This is a genomic window from Streptomyces sp. NBC_01210, assembly GCF_036010325.1.
Classification (GTDB): domain Bacteria; phylum Actinomycetota; class Actinomycetes; order Streptomycetales; family Streptomycetaceae; genus Streptomyces.
In genome coordinates, this window is the sequence record NZ_CP108549.1 from 225,360 (window position 1) to 252,001 (window position 26,642).

16 protein-coding genes are annotated in these 26,642 nt (G+C 66.3%); 9 read left to right on the forward strand and 7 right to left on the reverse strand.

What is annotated here, in order from left to right:
- The 6 genes from OG735_RS00950 to OG735_RS00975 all read right to left on the reverse strand — a co-directional run bounded on the left by OG735_RS00950 (position 1) and on the right by OG735_RS00975 (position 15,848).
- Positions 1-267 (reverse strand): MbtH family protein, encoded by a 267-nt coding sequence (locus OG735_RS00950; RefSeq protein ID WP_327321221.1) that lies wholly within the window; start codon positions 265-267, stop codon positions 1-3.
- A 43-nt stretch (positions 268-310) separates the two neighbouring features.
- Positions 311-4,186: a type I polyketide synthase gene (locus OG735_RS00955; protein WP_327321222.1), complete on the reverse strand. Its 3,876-nt coding sequence runs from the start codon at positions 4,184-4,186 to the stop codon at positions 311-313.
- A complete protein-coding gene (locus tag OG735_RS00960; RefSeq protein ID WP_327321223.1) occupies positions 4,179-12,980 on the reverse strand; it encodes a non-ribosomal peptide synthetase in 8,802 nt (2,933 codons plus the stop codon). Before OG735_RS00960 ends, OG735_RS00955 begins: the two co-directional genes overlap by 8 nt.
- A 437-nt stretch (positions 12,981-13,417) precedes the next feature.
- Positions 13,418-14,092 (reverse strand): 4'-phosphopantetheinyl transferase superfamily protein, encoded by a 675-nt coding sequence (locus tag OG735_RS00965; RefSeq protein WP_327321224.1) that lies wholly within the window; start codon positions 14,090-14,092, stop codon positions 13,418-13,420.
- A 50-nt stretch (positions 14,093-14,142) separates the two neighbouring features.
- Positions 14,143-15,612, reverse strand: a complete 1,470-nt coding sequence (locus OG735_RS00970; protein WP_327321225.1) for a class I adenylate-forming enzyme family protein — start codon at positions 15,610-15,612, stop codon at positions 14,143-14,145.
- Positions 15,603-15,848 carry an acyl carrier protein gene (locus OG735_RS00975; protein WP_327321226.1) on the reverse strand — a complete coding sequence of 82 codons (246 nt, stop codon included), beginning with the start codon at positions 15,846-15,848 and terminating at the stop codon, positions 15,603-15,605. Before OG735_RS00975 ends, OG735_RS00970 begins: the two co-directional genes overlap by 10 nt.
- Positions 15,849-16,079: 231 nt before the next feature.
- Between OG735_RS00975 and paaA the strand changes: the two genes are divergently transcribed.
- The 8 genes from paaA (at position 16,080) to OG735_RS01015 (ending at position 22,452) form a co-directional block, all read left to right on the forward strand.
- Positions 16,080-17,102, forward strand: coding sequence for a 1,2-phenylacetyl-CoA epoxidase subunit PaaA (paaA, locus tag OG735_RS00980; RefSeq protein ID WP_442812579.1), 1,023 nt, complete (start codon positions 16,080-16,082; stop codon positions 17,100-17,102).
- The gene (gene paaB, locus OG735_RS00985) at positions 17,099-17,401 is read left to right on the forward strand and encodes a 1,2-phenylacetyl-CoA epoxidase subunit PaaB (protein ID WP_327321228.1); all 303 of its coding nucleotides are present in this window, start codon (positions 17,099-17,101) and stop codon (positions 17,399-17,401) included. Before paaA ends, paaB begins: the two co-directional genes overlap by 4 nt.
- Positions 17,391-18,158, forward strand: coding sequence for a 1,2-phenylacetyl-CoA epoxidase subunit PaaC (gene paaC, locus OG735_RS00990; protein ID WP_327321229.1), 768 nt, complete (start codon positions 17,391-17,393; stop codon positions 18,156-18,158). The genes paaB and paaC overlap by 11 nt, the downstream gene beginning before the upstream one ends.
- A 14-nt stretch (positions 18,159-18,172) precedes the next feature.
- Complete coding sequence (gene paaD / locus OG735_RS00995) at positions 18,173-18,652, forward strand: 1,2-phenylacetyl-CoA epoxidase subunit PaaD (protein ID WP_327321230.1); 480 nt, start codon at positions 18,173-18,175, stop codon at positions 18,650-18,652.
- Between the two features lie 8 nt (positions 18,653-18,660).
- Complete coding sequence (locus tag OG735_RS01000) at positions 18,661-19,779, forward strand: 2Fe-2S iron-sulfur cluster-binding protein (protein ID WP_327321232.1); 1,119 nt, start codon at positions 18,661-18,663, stop codon at positions 19,777-19,779.
- Positions 19,780-19,880: 101 nt separating this feature from the next.
- The gene (locus OG735_RS01005; RefSeq protein WP_327321233.1) at positions 19,881-20,654 is read left to right on the forward strand and encodes an SDR family oxidoreductase; all 774 of its coding nucleotides are present in this window, start codon (positions 19,881-19,883) and stop codon (positions 20,652-20,654) included.
- A gap of 138 nt (positions 20,655-20,792) precedes the next feature.
- Positions 20,793-21,638: a tryptophan 2,3-dioxygenase gene (locus tag OG735_RS01010; protein ID WP_327321234.1), complete on the forward strand. Its 846-nt coding sequence runs from the start codon at positions 20,793-20,795 to the stop codon at positions 21,636-21,638.
- On the forward strand, positions 21,631-22,452 hold the full coding sequence (locus OG735_RS01015; RefSeq protein WP_327321235.1) for an alpha/beta hydrolase family protein: 822 nt from the start codon (positions 21,631-21,633) through the stop codon (positions 22,450-22,452). Before OG735_RS01010 ends, OG735_RS01015 begins: the two co-directional genes overlap by 8 nt.
- A 158-nt stretch (positions 22,453-22,610) precedes the next feature.
- Here the strand turns inward: OG735_RS01015 and OG735_RS01020 are convergent, their stop codons facing one another.
- Complete coding sequence (locus OG735_RS01020) at positions 22,611-24,998, reverse strand: immune inhibitor A domain-containing protein (RefSeq protein WP_327321236.1); 2,388 nt, start codon at positions 24,996-24,998, stop codon at positions 22,611-22,613.
- A 110-nt stretch (positions 24,999-25,108) separates the two neighbouring features.
- Here OG735_RS01020 and OG735_RS01025 point away from each other — a divergent pair, with 110 nt between their 5' ends.
- Positions 25,109-26,497, forward strand: a complete 1,389-nt coding sequence (locus OG735_RS01025) for an aminopeptidase P family protein (protein WP_327321237.1) — start codon at positions 25,109-25,111, stop codon at positions 26,495-26,497.
- Positions 26,498-26,642 lie beyond the last annotated feature (145 nt).

Sequence of the window (26,642 nt, forward strand, 5' to 3'; positions counted from 1 at the left end):
TCATAGAGGTCTTTGGTCACGGGGGAGCTCCTGAGGTGCGGATGGGGAACCGGTGGTGTGATCGCCACTCCCGGCAGCGTCGGGCGGGACGAGGTCGGCCTGCTCCACGTGGGCCAGACAGGAAGCGTGGCTTGTCGTCGAAAGGACAACGGCCCAGCCCGGCGGGACTTCGGCAAACGCGGGCCACAGGGAGTACCTCCCCGCAGTGTTGACGATCACCATGTGAGACTTTTTGCCGTTCCCCTGATCCTCGAAGGGACTGTGCATGGTTGGTCCTTTCCTTGCCCCGCAAGGGTGCGCAGGGCAGTGCTCAGCCGGTCGGCGGCGCAAGAGCTGCCGCCAGGACCGCGCCGATTTGTGCCATCGGCCCGGGTTCGGTCATTTCGTAGTGGCTGCACGGAACGGAGTGCTCCTCGATCGTGCCGTCCACGTAGGGACGCCACTTGGCGGCCTTCCCCGGTGCGAGCGACGGATCCGCCGGGCCGTCTCCGCGTTGGGGTTCACCCGTCGCGTTGAAGAACAACACGTCGCCCCGGAATACCTGGGGCCGGAATCCACCCGCGATGTCAAGGTTGTTCCGGATGACCTGAGCGATCCTGGTCGCGTCCTCCGGTGTGATGGCCGACGGCCTACCGGTTGCTCCGTCGGCCTGTTTGAACAGGCGAAGCACCTCCGAGACGTCGGCAGGCGCACCTTCGTCCGGCAGATCGATGCCGGCGACGCGGAGGAGCAGGCCCGCCACCTGACTCTCCATCCCTTGCCGGTCGGGAGCCTGTTCGTGGATCAGCGGAGCATCCAGCATCCCGAGCAACTCGATCTGCTCGCCTTGGCTCCGGAGCGCGGCTGCCATCGCATGTGCCACGACACCACCGTAGGACCAGCCCAGAAGCCGGTAGGGGCCCTGAGCCTGCACAGCTCGCAGGTGGGTGAGATACGAGTCGACCATCTGCTTCGCGTCGACGGCCGTCGGGGCCATGCCGTCGAGGCCGTGAGCCTGGATCCCGTACACCGGCTGTCGCGCGTCCAGGTGTGCGACCAGGCCGGCATAGCGCCATGCCATGCCACCGCCCGGATGCACACAGAACAGGGGAGGCTGATCGCCATCGGTGCGCAACGGCAGCACCGGCGCGTAGGCCTCCAGGCCGACACCACCGCGGCCGGCGTTGATCAAGAGCCCCGCGATGGTGGAGGACGACAGCAGGGCGGTAGCCGGTACGTCCAGAAGCGCTCCGGCACGCAGCCGGCCCGCCAGCATCACGGCGCGCATCGAGTCGCCACCGAGGTCGAAGAAGTTGTCGTAGACACCGATGGCTTCGATACCAAGCGCTTCCTCCCAGTGTCGGGCCACGCTGTGTTCGAGCGCGGTGCGGGGAGCTACGTATTCGGTCGCGAGATGTGGCCGGGACGCGCGCGTGAGCCTTTTCACCAACTCGCCCGAAGAGGATGGCGCTTCATTCCCTACGTCTGTTTGCCGCCCTCCCACAGCCCGGTCATCGACGTCTCCGGCACCCACCCGAGCCGTCGGCGCGTCGATCCAGTGGCGTCGGCGGTCGAAGGCGTAGCCGGGTAACGACACCCGCCGGGGTGGCTCGTGGGCCTGCCCCGCCCTGTTCGGATCAATATCCACGCCGGCTGCCCAGAGTCTGCCGAGCGCCTCACCAAGAACCTGTCCGTCAGGGCTCTCGGCCTTGGCGTGACGCATCGTCACGACGCTCACCACGGGCTCGTTCCGCAGCTGGGAACAGGCGAGCTTGGTAAGCGCATTGCCGGGCCCGATCTCGACAAGCAGCGGCTTCAGGTCCTGCCACAAGGTGGCGATGCCCTCCCCGAACCGGACCGTGCTGCGCGTATGGTCGACCCAGTGCTGGCGGCTGGTCGCCTGCCGCTCCGAGATCCAGGTACCGGTCAGATTGGTGATGTACGGGATGCGAGGCGGATTCAACGTGACGCTGCGCAGGGCCTCGGCCAAACTGCTCAGGACAGGGTCGAGTACGTGGGAATGGGCGGCTGCGGGCATCCGCAGCCGACGGTACGTCACGTCCTGTGCGCGCAACCGCCGCTCCAGCGCCGCCACGGGCTCCTCCGCACCGGCCACAGTGCACGCGGTCGGCCCGTTGACGGCAGCCAACGACAGGTCGCCGGTCAGGTGTTTGCGCAGCTCCACCTCGCCGATTTGCACCCCGAGGGTGGCGCCGCCGGCGATGCCGATCAACCGGAGCCGCTCGTAGACCAACGGCAACATGTCGTCCACGGACATCACGCCCGCAAGACAGGCCGCGGTGTATTCGCCGAGGGAATGACCGATGAGGGCGTCGGGCTGTACGCCCCACTCCATGAGCATGGTGGCCAGGGCGTATTCGGTGACGACCAGCCCCATGAAAGCGTTGAGGGTGTTGGGATCGCCTTGCCCATGCAGTGCTCGGCGCCCATGCAGTGCTTGGCGCAGATCGATACCGAGCACGGGCCGAAGAATCCTCGCACATCGGTCGATCGCGTCGCTGTAGACGGTCACGTCACGGTAGAGCTGCGCGCCCATGCCGACGTACTGGGTGCCCCCGCCTGGCAAAAGGAAGGCGACGGGAGACCTGCTCCCCACTGCCTCGGAATGTGCGGGCAGCGGGTTCTTCAGGATCCGAGTGGCTTCCGGTACGGTCCGGACGACCACAGCTGCTCGGTGGCGCATGGCGGGGCGGAAGGTGTGCAGCGAGTACGCGACGTCCCGGAGGCCCAGATCGGAGTGGGCGACGAGATGTTGTGCCAGGTTGTCAGCCTGCCCGCGCAGCGCAGCTGGGGTTGCGGCGGACAGCGGCAGAACCTGCCACATCTCGGCGGCTTCCCGTCGGGGAGTGTCCTGCGCTGCAAGGGGGCTCTCTTCGACGATGACGTGAGCATTCGTGCCGCCGACGCCGAAGGCGCTCACGGCGCCACGGCGCGGGTGCCCACCCGCCTGCCACTCCTCAAGTCCGGTGGGCACCCGGAAAGGGCTCGCAGCGAAATCGATGAGCGGGTTGGGACTCCGGAAGTGCATGCTGGGCGGAATCTTCCCGTGTTCGAGGGCCAGCACAGCCTTGATGAAGCCGGCCATTCCGGCGGCAGCACCCAGGTGTCCGATGTTGGACTTGACCGAGCCCAGTGCGCAGAACTGTTTCCGGGCGGTAGCCACTCTGAACGCCTCAGTCAGAGCCGCGACCTCAACAGGGTCGCCAAGCCTGGTGGCTGTGCCGTGGGCTTCCACGAAACCGATCGAGTCCGGGTCGACGCCAGCCGCCGCCTGAGCGGCAAGGATCACCTCCAGTTGGCCCTCGGTGCTCGGAGCGGCGAAGCCGACCTTGCGGCGGCCGTCGTTGTTGACGGCAGAACCCCGGATCACCGCCCTGATGCGGTCGCCGTCGACGAGCGCGTCAGCCAGGCGCTTGAGCACCACCACACCGACACCGTCACCTGAGGATGTACCCGCCGCATCCGCGGCAAAGGCACGGCAACGACCGTCCGGTGAGAACGGGCCGCCGGGAACGTACCGGTACCCCAGCTTTGCCGCCGGGTTGAGGGACACGGCCCCCGCCAGCGCCATGTCGCACCGGAAGTCGATCAGCTCCTGACACGCGGTGTGGACAGCGACCAGGCCGGTGGAACAAGCCGTCTGAAGGGACATGCTCGGCCCGGTCAGGCCTAGCCCGTAGGAGACCCGGGTGGCCAAGGTGCCCAGTGAGTTACTGGTTGCGGCGTGCACCATGGCCACTGAAGCTGCACCCTCTGAGGCGAAACGCGGGTATACATGTGACGGGTAGTAGCGGGCGTCTCCGGCACCGGCATACACGCCAACCTGCTGTTCGCCGTGCCCGCTTGCGTACCCGGAGTCCTCCATTGCGTGGTAGGCGGTCTCCAGCAGCAAGCGCTGCTGAGGGTCGATGAGTTCAGCGTCGGCGGGGCTGTAGCCGAAAAAGACCGCGTCGAACCTATCGATGCCCTCGACGAAGGAGCCCATCCGCACCAGAGTCGGATCGTCGAGGTCCGATGGGTCGCCTCCGGCAGCCAGGAACTCGTCATCAGCGATGGGCCGGATCGACTCGCGGCCGGCGGCAAGGTTCTCCCAGAAGTCCTCCACGGTGTCGGCGCCCGGAAACCGGGCCGCCATGCCGATGACGGCGACAGCGCTTCCGTACTCGTCCGGTGTGCTGTCAGACATCGCCGCGGGTCCCCTTGTTCTTGTCCTCCTTGGTCGCACGCCTGGAGGCGCGTGCGTCGCGCTGGCGCTCGGCCTGCTGCCTGGCGCGTTCCAGAGCCGGCGATGGCCGGACATCCGACGGCAGACCCCGCGGCATGTCGGTCGCGAACCCGGTCTCGGCCAGGTGTCGTGCCAAAGCCCTGACGCTCGGGTGGCTCAAGAGGTCCACCACACTCAGTTGGCAACCCAGTTCCTGGTTGGTCCTCACCTGGGCCTGCACGAGGAGCAACGAGTGTCCGCCGAGGTCGAAGAAGTTCTCGTCGATGCCGACATGGTCTCGTTCCAGAATGCGGCACCAGACCGCGACCAGGACCTCCTCGAGGCGCCGAACATCCTGAGAGGACCGGAATCCCGCCGTCTGCTCTGCCGGTGCTCCGGCCGCCCGCAGCACCCAGGAATCGGCGACGCCGCAGGCGTGGGCGGCGTTGGCGGCGCCGGCATGGAGTGCGCCGATGTCGGCGCCCTCCACCAGCTCCACCGACGCCGCCAGCCGGTGCAGCGCGCGTGCCGGAACCGACATGTGGCTCCGGACCCATGGCGCATTGTGGTCGGCTCCGATCAGCACGTGAGGCTCCCCGTCCAGAGTTCGTACCAAGTCGAAGAAGCGCAGGCCTGTACCGGGGTCCAGGCCACGGTAACCGCGTGCCGCGGTCAGAGCCTTCAGGTCGTAGCCCTCACTCATGCCGATCTCATCCCACATGCTCCAGGCCAGGCTGTGCGCGTCGATGCCGCTGCGGCGCTGATGCCTGGCCAGAGCGTCGAGGAAGGCGTTCGCCGCCGAGTACGCACCACTCATGGATCCGCCGAAGTAGCCGTTGACCGAGGAGAAGGAGACGAAGGAGGCAGCTGAGTGCTGTAGCGCCAGCCGGTGCAGAACCCAGCCTCCGAGGATCTTCGCCTCCACCCCGGATCGCCACTCTTGAAGGCTGTAGTCCGTCACGGCACGCTGCTCGAATCGACCGGCGAGGTGCAGCACCCCGATCAGGGGGGTCGACCACGCGGCACATGTCCGGTCCAGGGCCGCTCGGACCTGGACCGGGTCGCAGATGTCGGCGGACTCATAGCGCACATCGCCCAGCTCACGGAGTGTGCGATATGCCTCGAGCTTGCGAGCGATTTCCCCGCCGCGGGCGGTGTGGGCGTCCCAGGCCTGTTCTGGGGGCAGTTGAGTGCGCCCTAACAGCAGCAGACACGTACCCGGAACCTTGAGCAGGTGCTCGGCAAGTCTCACTGCGACTCCGCCCAGACCTCCGCTGATCAGGTACAACCCTTCGGAGGCGGGCGTGGCGGTCCGGGGCTGCCGGTCGGGAAGGGGGGCCAGCCGACGCACCCAGCGCCCACCGCGACGATAGGCCACCTCTGCGTCGGTCGGCGGAACCCCTGTCTCCGCCAGCAGCCACGCGGCCAATTCGCTTGCTGATCCCTCCGGGAGGTCCACGTGCCCCGTTCGCAACCAGGGCAGTTCCTCACACATGCTCTTCAAGAGGCCACCGACGGCGGCGTGTACATAGGACGGCCGGTCATCGCTCAACACGTCCTGCGCCTCGACGCCGACAAAGTGGAGAGCGATCCGTCGGCCCGGAGTGTGCCGGGCGGCCAGAGCCCGGGCCAGACACAGAAGGGATTCCGTGCCATCTCGCTGTGTATCGAGAAGCTCTTCCAGGCCTCCTGGTTCACAGCGAGGTGCACCAAGGGTGCCCATGTGGAGGACCCTGTCCAGGGAGCGGCCGTCTGCTGCCAGGCAGTCCAGAAGATGCTCGTAGTCCTCCGTCGCGTCGATGCGTATTGCGTAGCGGGCAGCGTCGGTCCGGCTGAACCTCTCCCCCGCCATGACGATCGTGCACAGGGTGCCGCGGGCACGCAGCTGTGCCGCGACGGCGTCAGCCACTTCGGCTCCCTGGGCATGGCGTCCTGCCAGCACCAGTGTGTGCCCACCCGTACTGGCGTTGCCTTGTAGTTGGTCCGCTCGCTGCCACACGGGCCGCAGGCACCAGTCCGGTACGGTGGTTGTGGTACCGAGCAGGATCTCGGTGTGCCGAACGGTCTCCTCGAACTCACCCGCCTCGAACCGCTTGCGCAGCTGCGTTCGCTGGATCTTGCCGATCTCGGTCTTGGGGATCCTTTCCGCCTCGACCGGAATCAGGTAGGAGGGGCTGACGCCCATCTCCCGGGTGACCTTGCCTCGGATCGCGCGCAGTGCCGGCGTGACGTCCGTCCCGGGTTCGAGGTGGAAGAACAACACGAGCTCGTCGGTGCCTGCCGTGGGATCGCTGCGCACGGCGCAGGCAGCGGTGAAGCTCCGTACGACGAAGGGAAGTTCTTCCACGCATGCTTCTATTTCGTGGCTGCCGTAGTTGACGCCGTGGACGATGATGACGTCCTTCGCACGGCCGGTGATATAGAGCTCGCCGGAACGCAGGAACGCCAGGTCTCCTGTCTCGAACCATCCGTCGGGCGTGAAGGACTCGGCGTTGGCCTGCGGATTGTCGAAGTAGCCGGAGGTCACGGTGGTGCCCCGCACCTGGAGCCGGCCAACGGTGCCCTCGTTCACCACGCATTCATGCTCGTCGACGATGCGCATGCCGAAGCCCGGGTACGGCAACCCGCAGCTGACGAACGGCTCCTCCATGGACGAGGGTTGCAGGGGAAGCAGCGTGTCCGTCACGACCGACGAAGTCTCGGACATGCCCCAGCCCGGGTGCATGACGGTCGGTGGTAAGCCGAAGGGCCGCAGGACCTCCAGGAATCGCCTGGCGGTCGCGGCGACTACGACCTCACCTGCGTTCATCACGAGGCACATCCCCGACAGATCCCATCGACGGCCGGCCATCCGCTGCGCCTGTTCGGCGATGAGCCCGAAAGCGAAGTTGGGAGCCCAGGTGACACTGACGCGATGACGGTCTGCCAAGTCCATCCAGCGCAGCAGGTCCTCCAGAATCCACGAGGTGGGGGCGTGGACCTGCCTGCAGCCGAGATAGACGTCCCGTAAGTGGAACATCACCACGCCGGTCACGTGATCGAGCGGGATCCAGTTGAGTGACACGTCCTGCTCGGTGAGGGAGTTCACGACAGCGGCGGCTGCAGCCCTGCTCAGCAGATTGCGGTGGCTGAGGCGAACCGCCTTGGGCAAACCGGTGCTGCCGGAGGTCAGGAGCATGAGCATGACGTCCTCGGGCTCCGCGGCGTACCAGTCCGCTTCAGCTGGGCTCTGGCGCAGGGCATCCACGCTGGTGAGACGTGGCGCAAGCCAGCTCCGGCGCTCGGCAAGGGCGCGAAGGCCTGCCTCAGCGGACGTGGAAGTGACGATCCACGGGTGGCCCAACATCTGGCTGACGGCCTCGAGCTTGGCCACGGCAGCCGACGGCATTTCGTATGAGGCGGGGACGGTCAGTGGTACGGCTACGAACCCGCCGAGGACGCAGCCCCAGAGAGCAGCGATGAAGTCCTGTGTGTCCTCACACTGCAGGATTACCTGGTCACCGGGGTGCAGCCCCAGTGCACGCAGTCCGCCGAGGACACGCGACGCCTCCTCCTCAAGCGAGGCGTAACTGACCCGTGTCTCGGTGTCATCGATTCGCACATGAACGATCTCGGCGTGCTTTCCGCCCCCGGCAGCCCGGCGCAGGGCCTGGGCCCAGCTGCTCACGGTCGGTTCGGGCAGCGCGGCCCCAACGCTGACCGCGGGAATGGGATCCTCGGCGGTGACTTCGCCCTTCGCATCGGCGGAGGGGGTCCCGGCAAAGACTTCTGACGGAGTCCGAGGCGTCGTGCCCGCACCGAGGTGCAATCGCCCGGTCTCCTGTGGGACTTCCTCCAGCGCAACTGTCGCGGAGCGGACAGCAGGCAGCGCAGCGAGGCTGCCCTCCCATTGCTCGGCCGCCTCGGTGTCGATGAGGGGAAGCTGGTCCAGGGCTGCGCTGTCCAAACTGCCGTCGGGATTCCTGGGCAGATCGGAAACGGCGATCAGTCGAGGGCTGATCCCCGTGGGGGCAGCCGTCCGCCCGAGTGCCTTCGCCGCCTGTTCGACCGCGCCACGCCTTGTCGGCACGGCCAGGACGATGGGCCGCCCGCAGTCGCCGGGCGGCAGGGCAATCGCGTTGCGGATACCACCCAGAGCGAGGACATCACGCTCCAACGATGCCGGGTCGAACAGGCCGACTTCCGGGGGTGTTTCGCCGACCGGCTTCGTATCCGGGGCGGGAAGGGCACCTATGCGCACTCCTGGGTCGGCTGCGACGGCGGCCAGCAGCGCGTGCAGGGCGTTCGCCACCCTTTGCACGGTGTCCAAGTCGAAGAGGTCCGCGCTGTACTCGATGTGGCAAGCCAGGCCTTCAGGGGCTCCGTCGGAGCTCAGCCGCTCCTCGACGTCCACGAAAATGTCGAACTTCGCTGTGCCTGTCGGCGTGGGCCGCAATGACGCGCGGTTGCTCCCCAGCCGCAGAACTGCCTCACTATTGCTCTGCAGCGCAAGCATCACCTGGAACAGAGGGTGCCTGGAGGTCACCCGCGACGGGTTGATTTCCTCCACCAGCCGGTCGAAGGGCAGATCCTGGTGGTCGTAAGCAGCCACGTCGAAGGCGCGCACACGGGCCAGGAGGTCGCGGAACTCCGGGTTGCCCGAGGTGTCGGTGCGCAGCACGAGAGTGTTGGCCATGAGTCCGATCAGGCCGTCGAGGCGCCCGTCGTGGCGCCCCGCTACTACTGTGCCGATGGCGATGTCGGTTCCCGCTCCCCATCGGGTGAGAAGCGCGGCGAGGGCGCTCTGAAGCACCATGAAGAGGCTGGCGCCGCTGTCCTTGGCCAGGCGCAGCAGATCCCGATGAAGGTCTCGGGGGACATCGAGCAGCAGCCCCCCACCACAGCGGCTGGACACCAGGGGACGGGGTCGGTCTATGGGAAACGGCGTCACCTCCGGGCACCCCGCGAGCGCCTCTTTCCAAAAGGCGAGCTGATGCTCGCCCACGCTGCCTTCAGGCCCATCCCCGCCCAGAAGTGCACGCTGCTGCCACAAGGTGTAGTCGACGTACTGGACCGGAAGTGGCTCCCAATGCGGCTCATGACCTTCGAGGCGGGCGGCATAGGCGGCGGAGAGATCCTCGGCCAGGGGGCGCAGGGACCATCCGTCCGCCGCACTGTGGTGGATGACGAGGACCAGGGTCTGCGTCTCGGGGCGCGTTCCGAAGAGGCCGGCCCACAGGGGTGCTTCACGCGTCAGGTCGAACGGGTGACGCAGAGCGGCGGCAACGTGCGCTTCGACCTCCTGCGCGGGACAGTCGACAACTCGTAGAGCGGGGTGCAAGGTGCCCGGTGCATGGACATCCTGATGGGGCGAACCTCCCGTCTCCGGAAGGAGCGTGCGCAGGCTCTCGTGCCGGTCGGTGACATCAGCGAGCGCGGCCCGCAAGGCTTCATGGTCGATCTCGTGGTCCAGTCCCACCACCAGAGGGATGTTGTAAGTGGCGGCAGATGTGTCCAGTTGATTGAGGAACCACATGCCCCGCTGAGCGAACGAGAGGGGGACCCGTTCAGGTCGCTGTGACGAGACGAGAGCGGGACGGACCGGCGCGCTCCCAGCGGTCTCGGGACGTTGTGCGGCGATCCCGGCGGGGGTGGGCGTATTGAAGACCGTCGCCATCGAAACTTCGTAACCGGTCACCGCACGCAGCCGCGTCAGCAGCCGTGATGCGAGCAGCGAGTGCCCGCCAAGGTCGAAGAAGTTGTCGTCGGCACCGACGCTGCCAAGAGGCAACTGCAGGACTTCCTCGTAGGCTCGGCAGACCAGAGCCTGAGCCTCGCTGGCCGGGGCCAGGCGGCCTGAGGAGGTCCCGGTGAAACGGGGGGCGGGCAGAGACTTGGCGTCCAGCTTTCCGTTCGGCGTCAGGGGCAGGGCATCCAGCAGAACGCACGCGCTGGGCACCATGTGCTCGGGCAGCAGCCTGGCCAGGTGCTCACGCAGGCGGACGGGGTCCGGATGCTGCCCCGTCGCGGGTACGGCGTAGGCAACGAGCATCCGGTCATCGCCGGCTGTCTCGCGGACGACCACGACGGCTCGGGCGACGGCGGGATGCCGGGCGAGCGTGGCCTCGATCTCGCCGGGCTCGATCCGGAAACCGCGAATCTTCACCTGATCGTCACCGCGCCCGATGTACTCCAACGTGCCGTCGGCGGCCCGGCGGGCCAGGTCTCCGGTGCGGTACATCCGCTCGCCTGCCGATCCGAAGGGGTCGGCGACGAAACGCTCGGCAGTCAGCCCGGGCTGACCGAGGTAGCCGCGGGCCAGCCCCGGGCCGGACACGTACATCTCCCCTGTCCAACCGGGTGGTACAGGCTGAAGGTAGGAGTCCAGCACGTACACGCGCAGGTCCGCCAATGGCCTGCCGATCACACTGCGGGTCCTGTCGTCGTCGACGATCTCACGTGTTAAGCGCTGATATGTGACGTGCACGGTGGTCTCGGTGATGCCGTACATGTTGATCAGTGCTGGCGCGTCGTCGCCGTATCGCGCCAGCCAAGGGCGCAAGTGTGCGGGCTCCAGAGCCTCGCCGCCGAACACGATGCAGCGCAACGCGAGCTGGTCGGGCTCCGTCCCCACACAGCGGGTTTGCTGCTCGGCTTGAGCCAATTGATAGAACGCGGACGGCGTCTGGTTGAGGAAGGTGACTCGTTCCCGGCGCAGCAGTTCCAGCAGATCCTCTGGTGAGCGGGTGGTCTCCTTCGGAACGATGACCAGTCGGCCTCCGTGGAGCAGCGCACCCCAGAGCTCCCAGACGGAGAAGTCGAAGGCGCACGAGTGAAGGAGTGTCCATACGTCATCAGGGCCGAAGGTGAAGTGTGTAGTGGCGGATTCGAAGAGCCGGATGACGTTTGAGTGAGGTATCAGCACGCCCTTCGGTCGCCCCGTCGAGCCCGACGTGTGGATGACGTAGGCAGTGTCGTGAGGGGTGAGCGGGGACAGGCGGTCGTCGTCGCTGACGTCGACGGCGGAGCGACCGGCCACGTCATGGTCGGTGGCCGGGTCGCCCAGGACGACGAGGGCCACGTTTGTGTCCGGAAGCGTCGCCGCCACCGGGACATCGGTGACAAGCAGCGCAGGATCGGCGTCGTCGACCACCGTACGGATCCGCTCGGCCGGATAGTCGGCGTCCAGCGGAAGGTACGCGGCACCGGACTTGAGTACGGCGAGCAGAGCGAGGGGCAGCTCCGTGGAGCGGGGCAGTGCGAGCGCCACCACTCGGCCCGGGCCGGCCCCGAGCTCGATGAGGAGCCGGGCGAGCTGGTTGGCGCGGGCATTGAGCTGTGCGTAGCTCAACGTTGTGTCGCCGTGGGAGACCGCCGTCGCATTCGGGGTACGTTCGGCCTGAACCTGGAACCGTGCGGGCAGGGTGGCGTCGAGTTCGGGTAGGGCTTCCTCGGTTGGGGCGTACCCAGGGTGTTCGGAGGGCCGCAGCACGGTCATGCGTGCGAGGTACGAGTGGGCATCCGGGTCTGCAAGCTGATTGAGCAGCAGCAGGAACCGTTCTTGATGACCGACCAGTTCGCTCTCGCTGCACAGCGCCGGGTTGGCGTCGAAATCGATACGCAGTCCGCCGGCGCGGACGCCTGGCCGCACCGTGATGGAGAGATCGTCGACCAGTCCCCCGGACAGGTGGTGGGCCGTCGTGGCGTGCTCACCAAATCGCACGTTGTGGGCGAATGGGACGAGGTTGACGACCGGTCCGTACAGCCGTCTGCCGGCGCCCAACAGATTCAGATCACGCCGTAGGTCCTCGCCACGGTACTGCTGGTGCTTGCTCATCGCGCGCAGTTCGGCGGCCGCCGAGCGGACGAGACCGGTGGCTGTGGTGTCCGGGGAAATGGTAAGGCGCAGCGGCAGCATGTTCGAAGCCGTGCCGGGGATCCGGAGGGCTGAGGAGCCGAGCCGACTCATCGTTGCCAGCCCGAGGATGACATCCGCGGTGCCGGTGACGCGGTGGACATAATGGGCGGCCGCAGCGAGGAGTAAATGGTTTTGCGAAGCACCCGACCGCGCCGCGGCAGTCGACAGACGCTCGGTGTCCACCGCTGACAGGTCTGTCGTACGGCGAAGGAAGGCGGCAGTTGGTGGCGCAGTACCGCCAGTGACTCCCAAGGCTGCCGGGGCGTCGGCGAAACGCTCCGTCCAGTAGGCGCGATCGCGCTCGAAACGTGAAGAGGCCCGGTAGGCGACCTCCTGGTCGAAGAGCAGGCTCACCGGCGCGAACCGGCTCCCGGCGACATTACGACCGGCCTCGAGCGCGGTGTAGATCTCGGCTACCCGTCCGAAGACGAGCCGATAGCCATAACCGTCGAGCACTACATGGTGCACCCTCTGGAACCAGAAGTACCGGTCGTGTGCCGCCTTGAAGAGCGCCTGCGTGAACAACGGCCCCTCATTGAGACCAGCAGGCGTCGACAGGTCGGCACGCATCCACGCTTCGGCCACCGCGCGCGGAGCGGGCTCGGCGCTCACGTCCACCAAGTGCAAGGGCCAGTCGTCGGTGGGCGCCATGACGCCACGGGGTCCGGCGACGGAATCGGTCAGGCGGAGGCCGAACGTCTCCGCCTCGGCCACCGTTCGCCGTAATGCCGTCTCGAAGAGCTCAGTATCGAGAGCACCGTGGATCTCCAGGTACTCACCGGTGTTGTATCCGGCATTGGCGGGGTCGAGACGCTGAGCGAACCAGAGACCCTCCTGGGCACTCGTCAGGGGGCAAGTGGCGTACTCGTCAACAGACATACACAACCCTCTCATAGGCGTAAGAGACGTCTGCCGAAGGCAGGGAAATGTCGCGCACGCTCACGCTACGAATGAAAGGCCCACCCGATCGGGCTGACTGGATAGGGAAATCGAAGCCTCGCGACGAGGCGCCCCTCGCGTCGGAACCAACCCTGCCTGAAGGGGACTCGGACAGTCAAGAGAAAACTAGAGATACCACGGAACATTGCATCGGCACGGCAATTGAAGGGCGGTCGAAAGATTTGGAGACATGTTTGCGTCCAATGACTTTCCCTCGAACGTTTTTTAAGCCGATGCGTGATTCGCGCTCCACTCTGTAACCTCGGTGAGCCATTCACGGGTCCGGGCCGACGATATCTCTTTGCCCGAAGTGAGAACGGTGTTCGACGGTGACCCACAGCCGCGGGTGAAGGGTGGTCAGCGACCAGCCGACCGCATCACAAGTCTGCCGCGGCGGTCCAGCTGAACGCCCCCTGAGCGCACGGGCGCACCTCGACCTTCAGCCGGCCACCAACCAGGTGCCTCGGCCTGGCTTCAAAGCCTCCCCGGACTGGCCTGGCCGCGATCCCGAGCAAGGTGGTCGGAGCAGCCTCGCCAAGCAGGACCGCGAACGCCTTGAACGCCGCTTCCTTGGCCGAGAAGACCGAGAGTAGCCGCCACTCAGCCTCCTCTGGAGTTCTCGCACCCTGCATCCATGCTCGTTCGTCGCCGGTGAGCACGATGTGCGCGCATTCCGTCGGCAGTCGGCGCAGCTCCAGATCGCAGCCAACCGCTCGAAACCTGAGACGGGCAGCGGCCAGAGCAACAGCGAGGCCGTCTGAATGACTGATCGATCCGACGAAGTCGTCAGGCAGCCTTGGCCTACGTCCCTCATAAAGGATCTCCTCGGCGGCCGGGGATCCAGCGGCCCATAGCGCCCGCCGCACAGCACACCGACCGGCGAGAAACTCACGGCGCCTGGCCCCAACCATGCCGCTGACCAACCCTTCCTCGCCCGGCCCGGCCGGACGTGCCCCAGAGACCTCCACGGTGGCGTGGCCCAGCGCGAGGCCCTGCTCTGCAAGAATCGGGGTCAGAGCGGCCAGTTGACACAGGAGCCGCACCCGGTCCATAGGCCTGTCCACAGAGTCCTCCCCCGTCGGCACGGGCGAGCCGACCGAGGTCAGCCGCGCAGCAGCCTCTTTATGATCTTTCCAGCTGGGTTTCTCGGTATCTCGTCGATGATCTCGATGCGCCGAGGGAGCTTGTAAGGGGCCAGTTGCTCCGCCGCGTGACGCAGCAACGCAACGGGACTGACCCCGTCCTCGACCACCGCGAAAGCCAACGGGACTTCCCCGTAGTCCTCGTCCGGCACCCCGACTACGGCCATGTCACGCACCGACGGATGCGACCCGAGCACTCGCTCGATCTCGGACGGATAGACATTCTGCCCGGCTCTGATGATCAGGTCCTTGCAGCGGTCGACCAGGTGGACGCGGCCGTCACGGTCGATGAAACCCAGATCGCCCGTCCGGATCCAGTCCTCCACCTTGACCTTGTCGGTCGCCGCCTCGTCGCCCCAATAACCGCGCATGACGCCGGGTCCGCGCACACAGATCTCTCCGACGGTGTCCGGCGCCGCCTCATTGTTGCCCCCATCCAGAGCACACACCGACATGCCGGGAATCACCCGGCCGGCCGGGATCACTTCGGGCATGAGGGTCGGATCGGGATGTTCCTCAGGTCCCAGGGTGACGAACGGGCCGCCAACTTCCGTCATGCCGTACACCTGCCGAAAGCCGCAACCGAGCCGCTCGACGGCCTCCGCGTAGACATCAGTGGGCATCGGGGCCGCGCCATACAACACCTCGCGCAAGGTCGACACGTCCGTCGTATCCAGCGACCTCGCCCGGAGGAGGAAACGCAGCATCTGCGGGACGAGCCAGACGTGCGTCGCGCGGTGAGTCTCGATGGCAGCCAGCGCCCGCTGTGGCTTGAACCCCGGCATCAGCACCACAGTGGCGCCGACGGCCATATACGTCAGCGAGATCACCATGCTGCCGTGGTACAGCGGGCAGCAGTTGACCAGAACCATGTCGTCGGTCGTTTGCGCGACGGCCAGCCAGCCGAGGGCGATGGACCGGAACGAGGCGTGGTCGACCGTGACGCCTTTGGCCCGGCCAGTAGTGGCCGAGGTGTGCAGGATCGCCGCCGGCGTTTCATCCGGAACGCAAGGAAGATCATCCGGGCTGTCCGCGAACAGCGCGGCGAACGCTTCGCTCTCAACAGCGATGCGCAGCCGCACCGGCAGGTCCGGATGTCTCTCGAGCAAAACGGACTCACCGACCACTGCGACTGCGCCGGTGCGCTGTGCGATCTCCGCCACCTCAGGGGGCGTCAGGCCGTGATTGAGCGGAACGAACATGGCACCCAGGCGAGCGAGCGCGAAGTAGATCTCCACGACTTCGATACGGTCAAGTGAGAGGATCGCGACGCGGTCACCCCGCTGGATGCCCAAGCCGCCGAGCCCGCGAGCGAGACGAGCGGTCCGGTCGTGGAATTCCATCCACGTGACCGAGCGCTGCTCGTCCACCAGGGCCACCCGGTCCGGGAAGCACTGGCGGTTGCGCTCCACGAGCTGAGTCAGCCACATGACGCCCCGTCCGGCCGCGCCTCGGCTACAAAGCGCTCGTAGTCGGCGATGGTGGACAGCCGCTCCATGTCCTCGGCAGTGACCTCCACCCCGGTGCGCTGCTCGATGAGCAGGACCAGCCGAACCACGTCCCCGGAGTCGATGCCACTGGCACTGAGATCGACATCGTCACCGACGCCGTCTAAAAACTCTGATGTGCCGGTCAGTTCGACGAGCATCTCCCTTACCGTACTCATGGTGCTTCCTTTCATAGGGGCTTCGTTTATCACGCTGTTGAGCTGACGCCCGGCCTGCCGAGGCCGTGGCCCCGGCTACCCCATAGAGAGTCGTTGGGGACACAGAACACTCCCATCTCCCCCTTGTGATCGTTGTCACGACTGAGCGCTGGGAACGGAGGGATTGAGATCCCTGTGATCGCACTCTTCCTAGGTGGAAGCGAAAACATTGCCATCCGCAGGCAGTGGGAGATGAAAGGAGTGGTCCAAGTGCGCTCAGGGCTGCCTAGGAGCGCGGCGGAGGAGCGGTTACTCAACGAGCACTTCAAAGCCCTCCTTGCAGCCGACGAACGAATCGAGCCCTTGGATTGGATGCCGGAGGGCTATCGGCATTTCCTTATCCGCCAGATCGCTCAGCACGCCCATTCCGAGATCATCGGCATGCAACCGGAGGCCGCTTGGCTCACTCGAGCCCCCACTCTGCATCGCAAGGCCGCCTTGCTCGCCAAGGTGCAGGACGAGGCCGGCCACGGGCTCTACCTCTATTCGGCCGCCGAGACACTGGGTGTCGACCGTGCCGACCTGCTGGACGCCCTGCACAACGGGCGCCAGCAGTACTCAGCCACGTTCAACTACCCGGCCCTGACGTGGGCGGACACCGGAGCAATCGCGTGGCTCACAGACGGCGCCGCCGTAGTGAACCAGGTACGACTGCGCGATACGTCCTATGGTCCGTACGCACGGGCCGTACGGCGGATCTGCCAAGAAGAGGCCTTCCATGTCCGCCTGGGCTACGACACCCTCTTGGCGCTGTGCCGCGGCACAGCGGAGCAGCAGGAGATGGCCCAGGAAGCGGTCAACCGCTGGTGGATACCCGCGGTGGCCCTGATGTTCGGTCCCCCGGACACCGCGGACGCCCACGCGGACGCTCGAACGTCAGCAATCGGGGCTGCAATGACCCGCCGCTCAATGACTTGGGGTATCAAGCGGAACACCAACGACGAGCTCAGGCAGCGCTTCGTCGACAACTGCGTGCCACAGGCCGAGAGGCTCGGCGTGACGCTCCCCGACCCGGCCATCCGCTGGAACCAGGATCGAGAGCACTACGACTTCACCCCGGTCACCTGGAAGGTGTTCCGGGACGCGCTCGCCGGTGGATCGCAGGGCAGCCGCCGGCTGGCTCATCGGGTGGCGGTGCACCAGGAAGGGGCCTGGGTACGCGCGGCCGTCAACGCCTTTGCTGGGAGGCGGGAAGCGGTGAGGGCGCCGTCATGAGACAGGATGTCGCCCGGCAGCGCACGTCCTGGGAGGTTTTCATCAGGCCACGGCGCGGCCTCTCCCACCAGCACGTGGGCTCCGTCAGCGGAGCTGACCCTGACATGGCGCTTGCACACGCTCGCGATCTGTACGCCCGCCGAGGGGAGCCCGTATCGATCTGGGTCGTGCGTTCGGATGCGGTGCGCGCCACATCGCCGAGCGAAACGAATCCGTTCTTCAGCAACGCGAACGACAAGCCATACCGGTATCCGGAGCCCTACGCGGTCCTCAACGATGAGGGAAGCAATGACGACTAGCCACCTCGCCTCCGATGTCGCCGGCTTCGCCCTCCGGCTCGGCGACGATGCGTTGATCCTCAGCCAGCGACTCTGCGAGTGGGTGGCCGCGGCACCGTCGATCGAGGAGGACTTGGCGCTCGCCAACATCGCTTTGGACCTACTCGGGCATGCCCGAACCCTGCTCTCCTACAGTGGCGAGCTGGACGGAACCGGCCGCAGCGAAGACGACTTCGCTTACCGCAGGACGGCAGCAGAGTTCCGCAATTCCCTGCTGGTGGAGCTGCCCAATGGCGACTTCGCGGTGACCATCGCCCGGCAGCTCGTGTACTCGACCTACAGCCGCCTGCTCTGCAGCGGATTGCGCAACTCAACCGACAGTGTCCTCGCGGGCATCGGCAATCGAGCCGCCATTGACCTGGAGTACCACACGATGCATGCGGCGCAATGGACAGTACGACTTGGCCGGGGCACCGCCGAGAGCCGTCATCGCATGCAGGCCGGCCTCGACAAGGTCTGGCCTTACGCGACCGAGCTGTTCGAGGCAGACGACCTGACGGAACGGCTGGAGGCCGACCGGACCGCCACGAACCCGGCTCGCCTGGAGGGCCCTTGGGAACAAGAGATGGCTGCCGTACTGCAGGACGCGCAACTGGTCGTACCCACCCCGGCGTGGCACGCAACCGGCGGGCGGTCCGGGCTGCGTACCCAAGCCTTCGGCCCGCTGCTGGCGGACTTCCAAGCCCTGCACCAACACTACCCGGGAGGCACATGGTGAGCACCTGGCCGCCGATGCCTGTCGACGAGGTCCGGGCACGAGTGAACAGCGTTGCGGACCCCGAACTCCCCATGCTGACCCTAGGAGATCTGGGTGTGATCCGTGCAGTGGAGACAGCAGCGGACGGCATTCTGGAAGTTGTTGTCACTCCCACCTACATGGGCTGCCCCGCGATGGCAACCATTGAAGCCGACATCCGCACTGCACTGGCCCAGTGCGGCCATCCTGGCGGACGAGTACGGCAGGTGCTCACACCCGCGTGGACGACCGATTGGATCAGCCCCGAAGGCAGACGCAGACTCAGCGAGCAAGGCATCGCGCCGCCGGGCCCGGCCCGAGCACCGCTGCTGCTGCGACTCGGCTCAGGACTGCCCTGCCCCAACTGCGGCTCCACAAGCACCCGTTCGCAGAGTCCGTTCGGAGCGACCCGCTGCCAAGCCGTCCTGGTGTGCACGACGTGCCAGGAGACCTTCGCCCACGTGAAAGCGTTGTGACGGTCGTCATGACGGGCGCAGCAGCGGGAGACCGAGCCGGACCATCAAGGACAGCAGGCCCTGCTCCTGTCTGGTACAAGCTGAAGGTCGTCACGGTTGAGAGGCTCGCCCACGATGCCGCAGCGATCACTCTCACTGTGCCGGACACTCTGGCGGGCATCTTCACCCCCAGGGCCGGACAACACCTGGTCATCAGACACTCCTTGGGCGCGAAGGAGCTCCGCCGCACCTACTCCATCTGTCCCCCGCCAGGAGGCCCTTCCGAACTGCGCCTCGTGGTCAAGCGACGTGGCGTCGGCGGATTCGCCGAGTACGCCACGACCCGTCTGGCCACGGGTGATGTACTGGAAGTCGGGCCTCCGGCAGGTGGCTTTCGACTGGCCGACCAGGTCGGTGCGCACCACGTCATGGTCGCCGGCGGCACCGGCATCACGCCGCTGCTGACGATGGCAGCCTCGGCGTTGCGAAACGACCCCCAATGCCGTGTCTCTCTCATCTACGCCAATCAGACGTCACGGTCGATACTGCTGGCGGACGACCTGGGCGAGCTCAAGGACACCTATTTCAACCGCTTCTTCCACCTGCACGTTCTGTCCCAGGAGGCACGAGAATCCGAGCTCCTCTCAGGCCGCATTGACAGCGCGCGGCTGCCGAAATTGCTCGCACTGCTCGGCGCCGACCCTGCGGGCGGACACTTCTACCTGTGCGGCCCAAGTGGCCTGGTCGAGACGGTCCGTGAGGGGCTCGCAAGGTGGGGTGTGGACCCGTCCCGGGTGCGCTGCGAACTCTTCACCACCGACCAAGGCACGCAGAACCATTTTGTCCCGGTCCAACACGGACGACCCAGTAGTGTCACGGTCACCGCACGCATCGGTGGCCGAATCATCGTCGCAACCATGGAGCCCGGGGATCGGGTGGTACTCGACGCCCTGCTGCGAGCCCTGCCCGATACCCCGTATTCATGCCGCGAGGGCCTGTGCGGCAGCTGCCGCGCCAAGGTGATCTCCGGCGTCGTATCCATGAGGCGCCAGTACGCGCTCGGCGAGACCGAACTGGCAGCACGCTACACCCTGGCCTGCCAGGGGCGGCCAGCGTCGAACAACATCGACCTCGACTTCGACGCGTGAGCGCCGCGTGCCCAGAAGGACCGGGCTGGGAGGAACCTGGCACGCCATCGACCTTCACGCCGCACCGGAGGCTTGGCAACGACCACAGGAGTGACGAAACGATGACCACGGACAACCGTACGAACAAGACAGCACTCGTAACCGGTGGCAGCCGGGGTATCGGCAGAAGCATCTCACTGCGTCTGGCCCAGGGCGGCGTGCTGGTGGCCGTCCACTTCGGGCACGACGCGAAGGCCGCGCGGGAGACCGTTGAGCAGATACAGGCGGCCGGCGGACAGGCCTTTGCCATCCAGGCAGAGCTCGGCGTGCCAGGGGATGCCCATGAGCTCTGGACCGCGTTCGACGAGGGCCTGGCGCGTCATGGCGCCCGGCCAGGACTCGACATCCTGGTCAACAACGCCGGCGTGACACTGCCCAAAGGCATCACCGAAGCCAGCGAGGAAGAATACGACAGGGTCTTCGCCGTCAATGTGAAGGCCCCGTTCTTCATCATCCAGCAAGGCCTTTGCCGACTGCGGGACGGAGGCCGGATCATCAGCGTATCGTCCGCCGCCGCCCGCATCGCCATCCCACATATCGTCGCCTATGCGATGACCAAGGCTGCACTCAACACCCTGACCCTCACCCTGGCCCAGCAACTGGGCACGCGAGGTATCACGGTGAACGCTGTCGCCCCCGCCTTCGTCAAGACCGACATCAACCCGACTCTCGCACAGCCTCATATCTTGGCGGCGGCGGCTTCGGCCTCCGTCTTCAATCGGATCGGCGAGCCGTCGGACATCGCCGACGTCGTGTCCTTCGTGGCGAGCGACCAAGCCCGCTGGGTAACCGGACACTGCCTGGACGCGACCGGAGGAACCCATCTGGGCGTGTGATTCTCAACCCGCCCGGCGCTGACGCAATGACCGCCGCCGAGGTTTGACGATGCCATGGCCACCAGATGGGGCCTTGTGCGCGCCGCCGCGGCTTGTGCCCTTCCCTCGCGGATTGGAGGGGCCCGTCGAGGAGACACTATGGCAGACAACATGCTCACCCCAGCGGATTGCGCATCCGCCGGGCCCGCGCTGACATTCCCAGGATCCAGCCCGTATGAGGACTACGTCCACGCGTCGGTGCTGGCCTCCCTTCAGCAACCCCTCTCCACAGCACCGGAAGAGATGTCTTTCCTGGTGACCACTCAAGTGATGGAGCTTTGGCTCACTCTCATAGTCCACGAGTGGCGCTACGCCGGCGGCGCCCTGGTCGCGGACGACTACGAGGCCGCCTTCGCCGCCCTGCGTCGCAGCCTCGGCGCCCTCCTGGCACTCAACGACTCCTGGCGCCCCGTCTCGACGCTGACTCCCCGTCAGTTCAATGGCTTCCGGGCGGCATTCGGCAGCGCCTCGGGCTTCCAGTCCGCCATGTACCGGCAGATGGAATTCCTCCTCGGCGACAAGTCCCTGTCGATGGTGGAACTGCACGTTAGGCTCCCCCGGGTACACGCGGAACTCCAGGAGTCTCTGTCTCTCCCGTCGCTCTACGACGAGGTACTGCGCTACCTGAAGCGTCGCGGACTGCCCGTTCCGGAACACGTACTGGAAAGGGATGTGACTGCGGCGTATCAGCCGGATCCCGGCGTCGAGGAGGTCTGGCGGCAGATCTACGCCGGGCCCCAGCATCACCCGCTGGTGACACTGGGTGAGGCTCTTACCGACATCGCCGAAACGGTCCTGCGCTGGCGCACCAACCACGTGCTGGTCGTCCGGCGCGCGATGGGGGCCAAGGCCGGCAGTGGCGGCTCATCAGGTCTGGCGTGGCTGGAGAAGCGCGCCGCACGTTCCATATTCCCCGAGATCTGGACGGCACGGAGCCATGTCTAGGAAGATTTCCGACTTCGCGGCTGCGGAGGAGCGCCGAGTTCTGGGCCTCAAGCCAGTCATGGCGCCGTTTCACCACAGGTACGGCGATCACCCGCAGCAGGTATACGACCTATGGCCTGCTCAGGACTCCTGCGCCCCGCTGATCATTCTGCTGCACGGCGGTTACTGGAGATACAACCGCATGCATCTGACACCGTTGGCCAGCCACCTGTCGCAACATGGTTTCACCACAGCGCTCCCCGGCTTCCGCCGAACCGGCGGAGCGGGCGGTTATCCCGCAACCTTCGACGACATTGCCCTGGCCGTGGACACCATTCCCGCCGGCCGACCCTTCGTGCTGGCCGGGCACTGCTCCGGCGGCCACCTCGCGCTGTGGGCAGCCGCACGCGGACTGCTGCCTCCGGGATCCCCGTGGCACACCAGGAGGTGCCCCTCCGCCGTGCTGGCTCTGGCCCCGATCACTGATCTGGCCGGTGCCATTCGCGAGAATCTGAGCAGCGGTGCCGCCCTGGAATTGCTCGGCGGCCCCCACTCGGCCGAGTCACGGTTGCCCTTCGTCGACCCCCTCACGATAGTCGGCGCCAAGGGCACCACCGGCGTGCCGACCGTGGTTCTCCATGGGGCGAAGGACGAAGAGCTCCCCCCCGCGCAGTTCACCGACTACGCAGCCGTGCACTCCGACGCCGAGCTGGTCACGCTGCCCGGGACGGGCCACTACACCCTCATCGAACCGTACTCGGATGCCAGCCGTGCCGTGATCGACGTCCTCGGCCGGCTTTCACGGCAGTGGGCCCAAGAGGACCCGGGCTGCTGATCCTTCGCGCCGCCCTGGGCCGTCGCCGGCACCGGCTCCGCGACAGGCGGCCTGAGGACCGCAAACTGCCAACCCGGTGTCTCCGTACCTGAAGAACAGGGGCGGGACACACCGGGTCGGTCCGTGCGGACAGAGCCGTTTGACGGAACGGATACGGCTCAGCGTGGAATGGCGGTTACGGACGGCTGTACCGAGATGGTGGTGCGGCGGCCGTTTTCCGCCTCCCTTTCCACGGTGATGCGTGTGTTGGTGTCGGGAACCTTGACCCCCAACTGCGGGTTCTTCATGTCCCAGTAGACCCCGGTGTGGTCGTCGAAGGCGGGGACACCGGGCCGGGAGGGGACGACGAACGTTCCGAAGTTCAGTCCGTCGCTGCGGTGCCGGGAGAAGGGTGCGTCGAAGGGCTGAACCAAGGCGTCGACCGGCTTCTGTGTCTTGTCGAGTATCGGCTCGGGCCGCGCGTCGACAGGAAGCAGCAGGCCGTGGCCTTCATGTTTCTTGGTGGCGTTGTCGGTGTACGCAGAGTCCCAGAGCCAGATCAGTGCACCTTCCTGATACGGGAAGAACTGCTCGCTGCCCTTGGCGCTGGATCCGACTGGCCCATACCTGGGCAGACCCCAGAAGTATGTGCCTCTCCTGAGGAATGCGCCGTAGCCGACGTAGCGGCGGTTCTCCACGAAGTAGGCACGTTGAGACACCGTAATGCCTTCGCTGCCTGTGGAAATGGTGAAACCCTGAGCGGTCCACCCAGCCATGCCATGCTCCGCGCCGTCGGAGAAGATCTCTGCGCCTGCGGCTATCTTCACAGCATCGAGCCGAACGCCCCTCTCTTCGTGGGTGGCTTTGTCCGAGGTGACGTGAAAACGGAGCTGGATCTCCTTGCCGACGTGGTCGTCCAGAGGTATGTGCAACAGCTTCCATGCCTTGGAGGCGCCGCTCACCGCCGGCAATTTCCTTAGGTTGGGCTGGAGCGCAGTGCCATCGATGGTGCCCGGCAGGGCTGTCCACTGCTTGCCGCCGTCGCTCGACGCCTCAACGGTGAGGAAGTCATAGTTTCCCTCGGTGTCGTACCAAACACGGGCCTCCAGGAATGCCTTGGCCGAAGTCGGGGTGGCACGTAGATCGACCGAGCGGGTGAGGCTGTTGTCCATCAAGTCACCGGAACCGCTCCACCACTGCTTATCCCCGTCAAAAGGCGCGGTCAGCTCCGTAGTCTTGCGGGATGGCGGCAGATCTACGATGACGGCTTGCGGATCATCGGTGTTGTAGCCGGAGACACCGAGCGTGTGCTTGGAGCTCGACCCTGCCTTGACCCGTTCGTGCTTCAGCCAGCCGAGCTGGTACTTGCTCCAGGGATCGAGATCACCCGGCGAGTCCCGGGGTGCGTTCGGACCGCTCGCGAGGTAGCTGGCCTGGGCCATCAGGGACCAGTAGTCCACGCCGTTGGATTCACCGCCGACGCTGTACATATCCGGCAGCCCGAGGTCGTGGCCGTACTCGTGGGCGAACAGGCCCACGCCGCTGTCCTCGCCGCCAGTGACATAGACGTTGGCCCACATGCCGGTGTCGCCGAGCGGCGTGCCTCCGTTCCGGTTGAGCGAAGGGCCGTTCACTCCTGCAGTGTCCACATCATAGGCGTTGCCCTGGTGCGCCCAAATCGCGTCGGTGCCCTGCGCGCCGCCCCCGATGGTTTCGTCCCGGCCTGCGTGGACGACCATCAAGTGGTCGAGGTACCCGTCGGGTTCGTCGAAGTTGTTGTCTTTGTCGAAGTCGTAGCGGTCGTACACGTCGTACGGGGCCAGCTCCGCCTTGATTTCCGCATCGTCGTGCCCCTTGGCCCGCTCACTGTCGTACCAGGCCTTGGTCGCGTCGCGGACCATGAGCCATTGATCTTGGTAGCAGTTGCTTTCACAGTTGTTGGCACCGTACCGCGCCTCGTTGTGGGGCAGCTCGACCCAGTCGCTGACCGTGCCGTCCATGTCGTACCGGCCGGAGGACTGGATGCGATAGTAGTTCCGCAGCGTGTCAGCCCCCTTCTCCGTGCCAAAAAGCAACTTCTGGTAGTAGGCACGGCTGAAGTCCTTTTGCCACCGCGTAGGCTTCGCATCGGCGCGGGGCGGCTCGATGGCGTTGTGATGGGGGCCGGCCGTGCCCCCGTACTTGGGCTTGCCGTCGGCCTTGGCGTCGGTGTCCACTTGGTCACCGAACTCGGCGAGGATGACAAAGAGCTTGGCCTTGCGTTGTTGAGCGAGCTCGACGTAACGGCCGCCGACCTTGACCGTCTCGGGCACCCCGCGTCCTGCTCCGTTACCCAGGCCATCCGTGGTCACCTTGGCCAGGGCCTGCCGGCGCAGCGCCAGCCGCTCCCGCTCATGGGGGCTGAGGGGTGCATCATCGCGCGGCGGCGCGGGTCTCGCATCAGCAGGAGCCGATGCGACTGGTCGCTCTTCGGGAGGTGTCGCCTGCGCGACAATAGTCGTGAGGAGCGCGGCGAGTGCCCCGGCGCTGGTCAGCGCCGCGACACTCCGCGCGATGGCTTTACGCAACGAAGTGTTCCTTTCGGGTGGGGGGGTAATATTTCACATGTCACAGGTGATGTATAGACACCCCCCGCCCGAGGTCGCTACGTTGTCAACTCGTCTACCAGGGAGCCCACATGAATGCGTCGCCCTCCCGGCTCAACACCGGCAGCCACGATCTCCCCGTGTCCGCGGCGCTGGATGCCTTCATGGCCACGGGCTGGGCCCCCACGCCACTACCTCCGGATGCCGCCGTTCCCGCCGCGCCCGTAACCCCTGCCCGCCGAGCCCGGCTGTCGGCACGGTTCCCCGGAGAGCGTTTGATCATCCCCGCCGGGCAACTCGCCGTCCGTTCCAATGACTGCGACTACCGCTTCCGTCCGCACAGCGCGTACGCCTGGCTGACCGGCCTCACCGGCGAAGACCAGCCCGGCCACGTTCTCGTCATGGAGCCGTCGGCGCCGACAGGACACGAGGCCGTGCTGTATCTGCGCCCACGCTCTGCGCGGACAGGGGATGAGTTCTACCGCGACCGACGATATGGAGAGTTCTGGGTCGGCCGCCGCCCCGACCTTGCCGAAGCCGAGCAGCTGACGGGCATACGCTGCGAGCACCTGCACGACCTCGGCGCACTTCCACCGGGACGCGACGCCTCCAAGGACGCTGAACTGGCCTCCGCGCTATCGGAGTTGCGTCTGGTGAAGGACGAGTGGGAGATCGGGCAACTGCAACTGGCAGTGAACCACACCGTCGCCGGTTTTGAGGACGCCGTTCGCGCCCTGCCGCATGCGCTGCGGCACCACCGAGGGGAACGTTGGGTCGAGGGCACTTTCGACAGGCGCGCCCGCGCCGAGGGGAACGGCACCGGATACCACACCATCGTTGCGTCCGGAGCAAACGCCTGCGTGCTGCACTGGATTCGCAATGACGACGCGCTCGACCCATCTCACCTGCTACTGCTCGACGCGGGGGTGGAGACCGACACCCTCTACACCGCCGACATCACGCGCACATTGCCGCTGTCCGGCACCTTCTCCCCCGTTCAACGGGAGCTGTACGAACTGGTTCTGGTGGCGCAGGACGCCGGCATGGCTGCACTCAAACCCGGCGCCAGTTTCCGCGACTTCCATCGGGCGGGGATGCGAGTCATTGCCGAGGGCCTCGCCGACTGGGGCATCCTTCGGATCTCGGCCGACGAAGCACTGTCCGAGGAGAGCGGCGTGTACCGCCGCTACACCCTGTGCAGCAGCGGGCACATGCTCGGCCTCGATGTCCACGACTGCGCCCAGGCTCGCGCCGAAACCTACCTGGACGGCATTCTTCAAGAGGGCCAGGTCCTCACCGTCGAACCGGGACTCTACCTTCAGCCGGACGACGAGACGCTGCCACGAGAACTGCGCGGCATCGGTATCCGGATCGAGGACGACCTGGTGATCACCTCCGACGGGGCACGGCTGATGTCCGGGGCACTGCCGCGGGACGTGGCTGGGATTGAAGCATGGATGGGCGCCCTCCTGGAGGGCTGATCCGATGCGCGCGGGCCCGCGGCATGCGTCCCGAGGCCGGGGCGCCTGCCAAGACTCCAAGCAACAAACCAGGGCGCCGCGACGCGGAAATCACGATATCCTGTGTGCAATTTCACATGTCACACATGTGGAGAGGGGAGGAGTT

Coding starts and splice junctions, on each gene's coding strand:
- OG735_RS00960 (WP_327321223.1), bottom strand. CDS start 12,980: ATGTCTGTTGACGAGTACGCCACTTGCCCCCTGACGAGTGCCCAGGAG.
- OG735_RS00965 (WP_327321224.1), bottom strand. CDS start 14,092: ATGGACCGGGTGCGGCTCCTGTGTCAACTGGCCGCTCTGACCCCGATT.
- paaC (WP_327321229.1), top strand. CDS start 17,391: ATGACGACTAGCCACCTCGCCTCCGATGTCGCCGGCTTCGCCCTCCGG.
- OG735_RS01015 (WP_327321235.1), top strand. CDS start 21,631: ATGTCTAGGAAGATTTCCGACTTCGCGGCTGCGGAGGAGCGCCGAGTT.
- OG735_RS00950 (WP_327321221.1), bottom strand. CDS start 267: ATGCACAGTCCCTTCGAGGATCAGGGGAACGGCAAAAAGTCTCACATG.
- OG735_RS00975 (WP_327321226.1), bottom strand. CDS start 15,848: ATGAGTACGGTAAGGGAGATGCTCGTCGAACTGACCGGCACATCAGAG.
- OG735_RS01010 (WP_327321234.1), top strand. CDS start 20,793: ATGGCAGACAACATGCTCACCCCAGCGGATTGCGCATCCGCCGGGCCC.
- paaB (WP_327321228.1), top strand. CDS start 17,099: ATGAGACAGGATGTCGCCCGGCAGCGCACGTCCTGGGAGGTTTTCATC.
- paaD (WP_327321230.1), top strand. CDS start 18,173: ATGCCTGTCGACGAGGTCCGGGCACGAGTGAACAGCGTTGCGGACCCC.
- OG735_RS01000 (WP_327321232.1), top strand. CDS start 18,661: ATGACGGGCGCAGCAGCGGGAGACCGAGCCGGACCATCAAGGACAGCA.
- OG735_RS01005 (WP_327321233.1), top strand. CDS start 19,881: ATGACCACGGACAACCGTACGAACAAGACAGCACTCGTAACCGGTGGC.
- OG735_RS00955 (WP_327321222.1), bottom strand. CDS start 4,186: ATGTCTGACAGCACACCGGACGAGTACGGAAGCGCTGTCGCCGTCATC.
- OG735_RS00970 (WP_327321225.1), bottom strand. CDS start 15,612: ATGTGGCTGACTCAGCTCGTGGAGCGCAACCGCCAGTGCTTCCCGGAC.
- paaA (WP_442812579.1), top strand. CDS start 16,080: ATGAAAGGAGTGGTCCAAGTGCGCTCAGGGCTGCCTAGGAGCGCGGCG.
- OG735_RS01025 (WP_327321237.1), top strand. CDS start 25,109: ATGAATGCGTCGCCCTCCCGGCTCAACACCGGCAGCCACGATCTCCCC.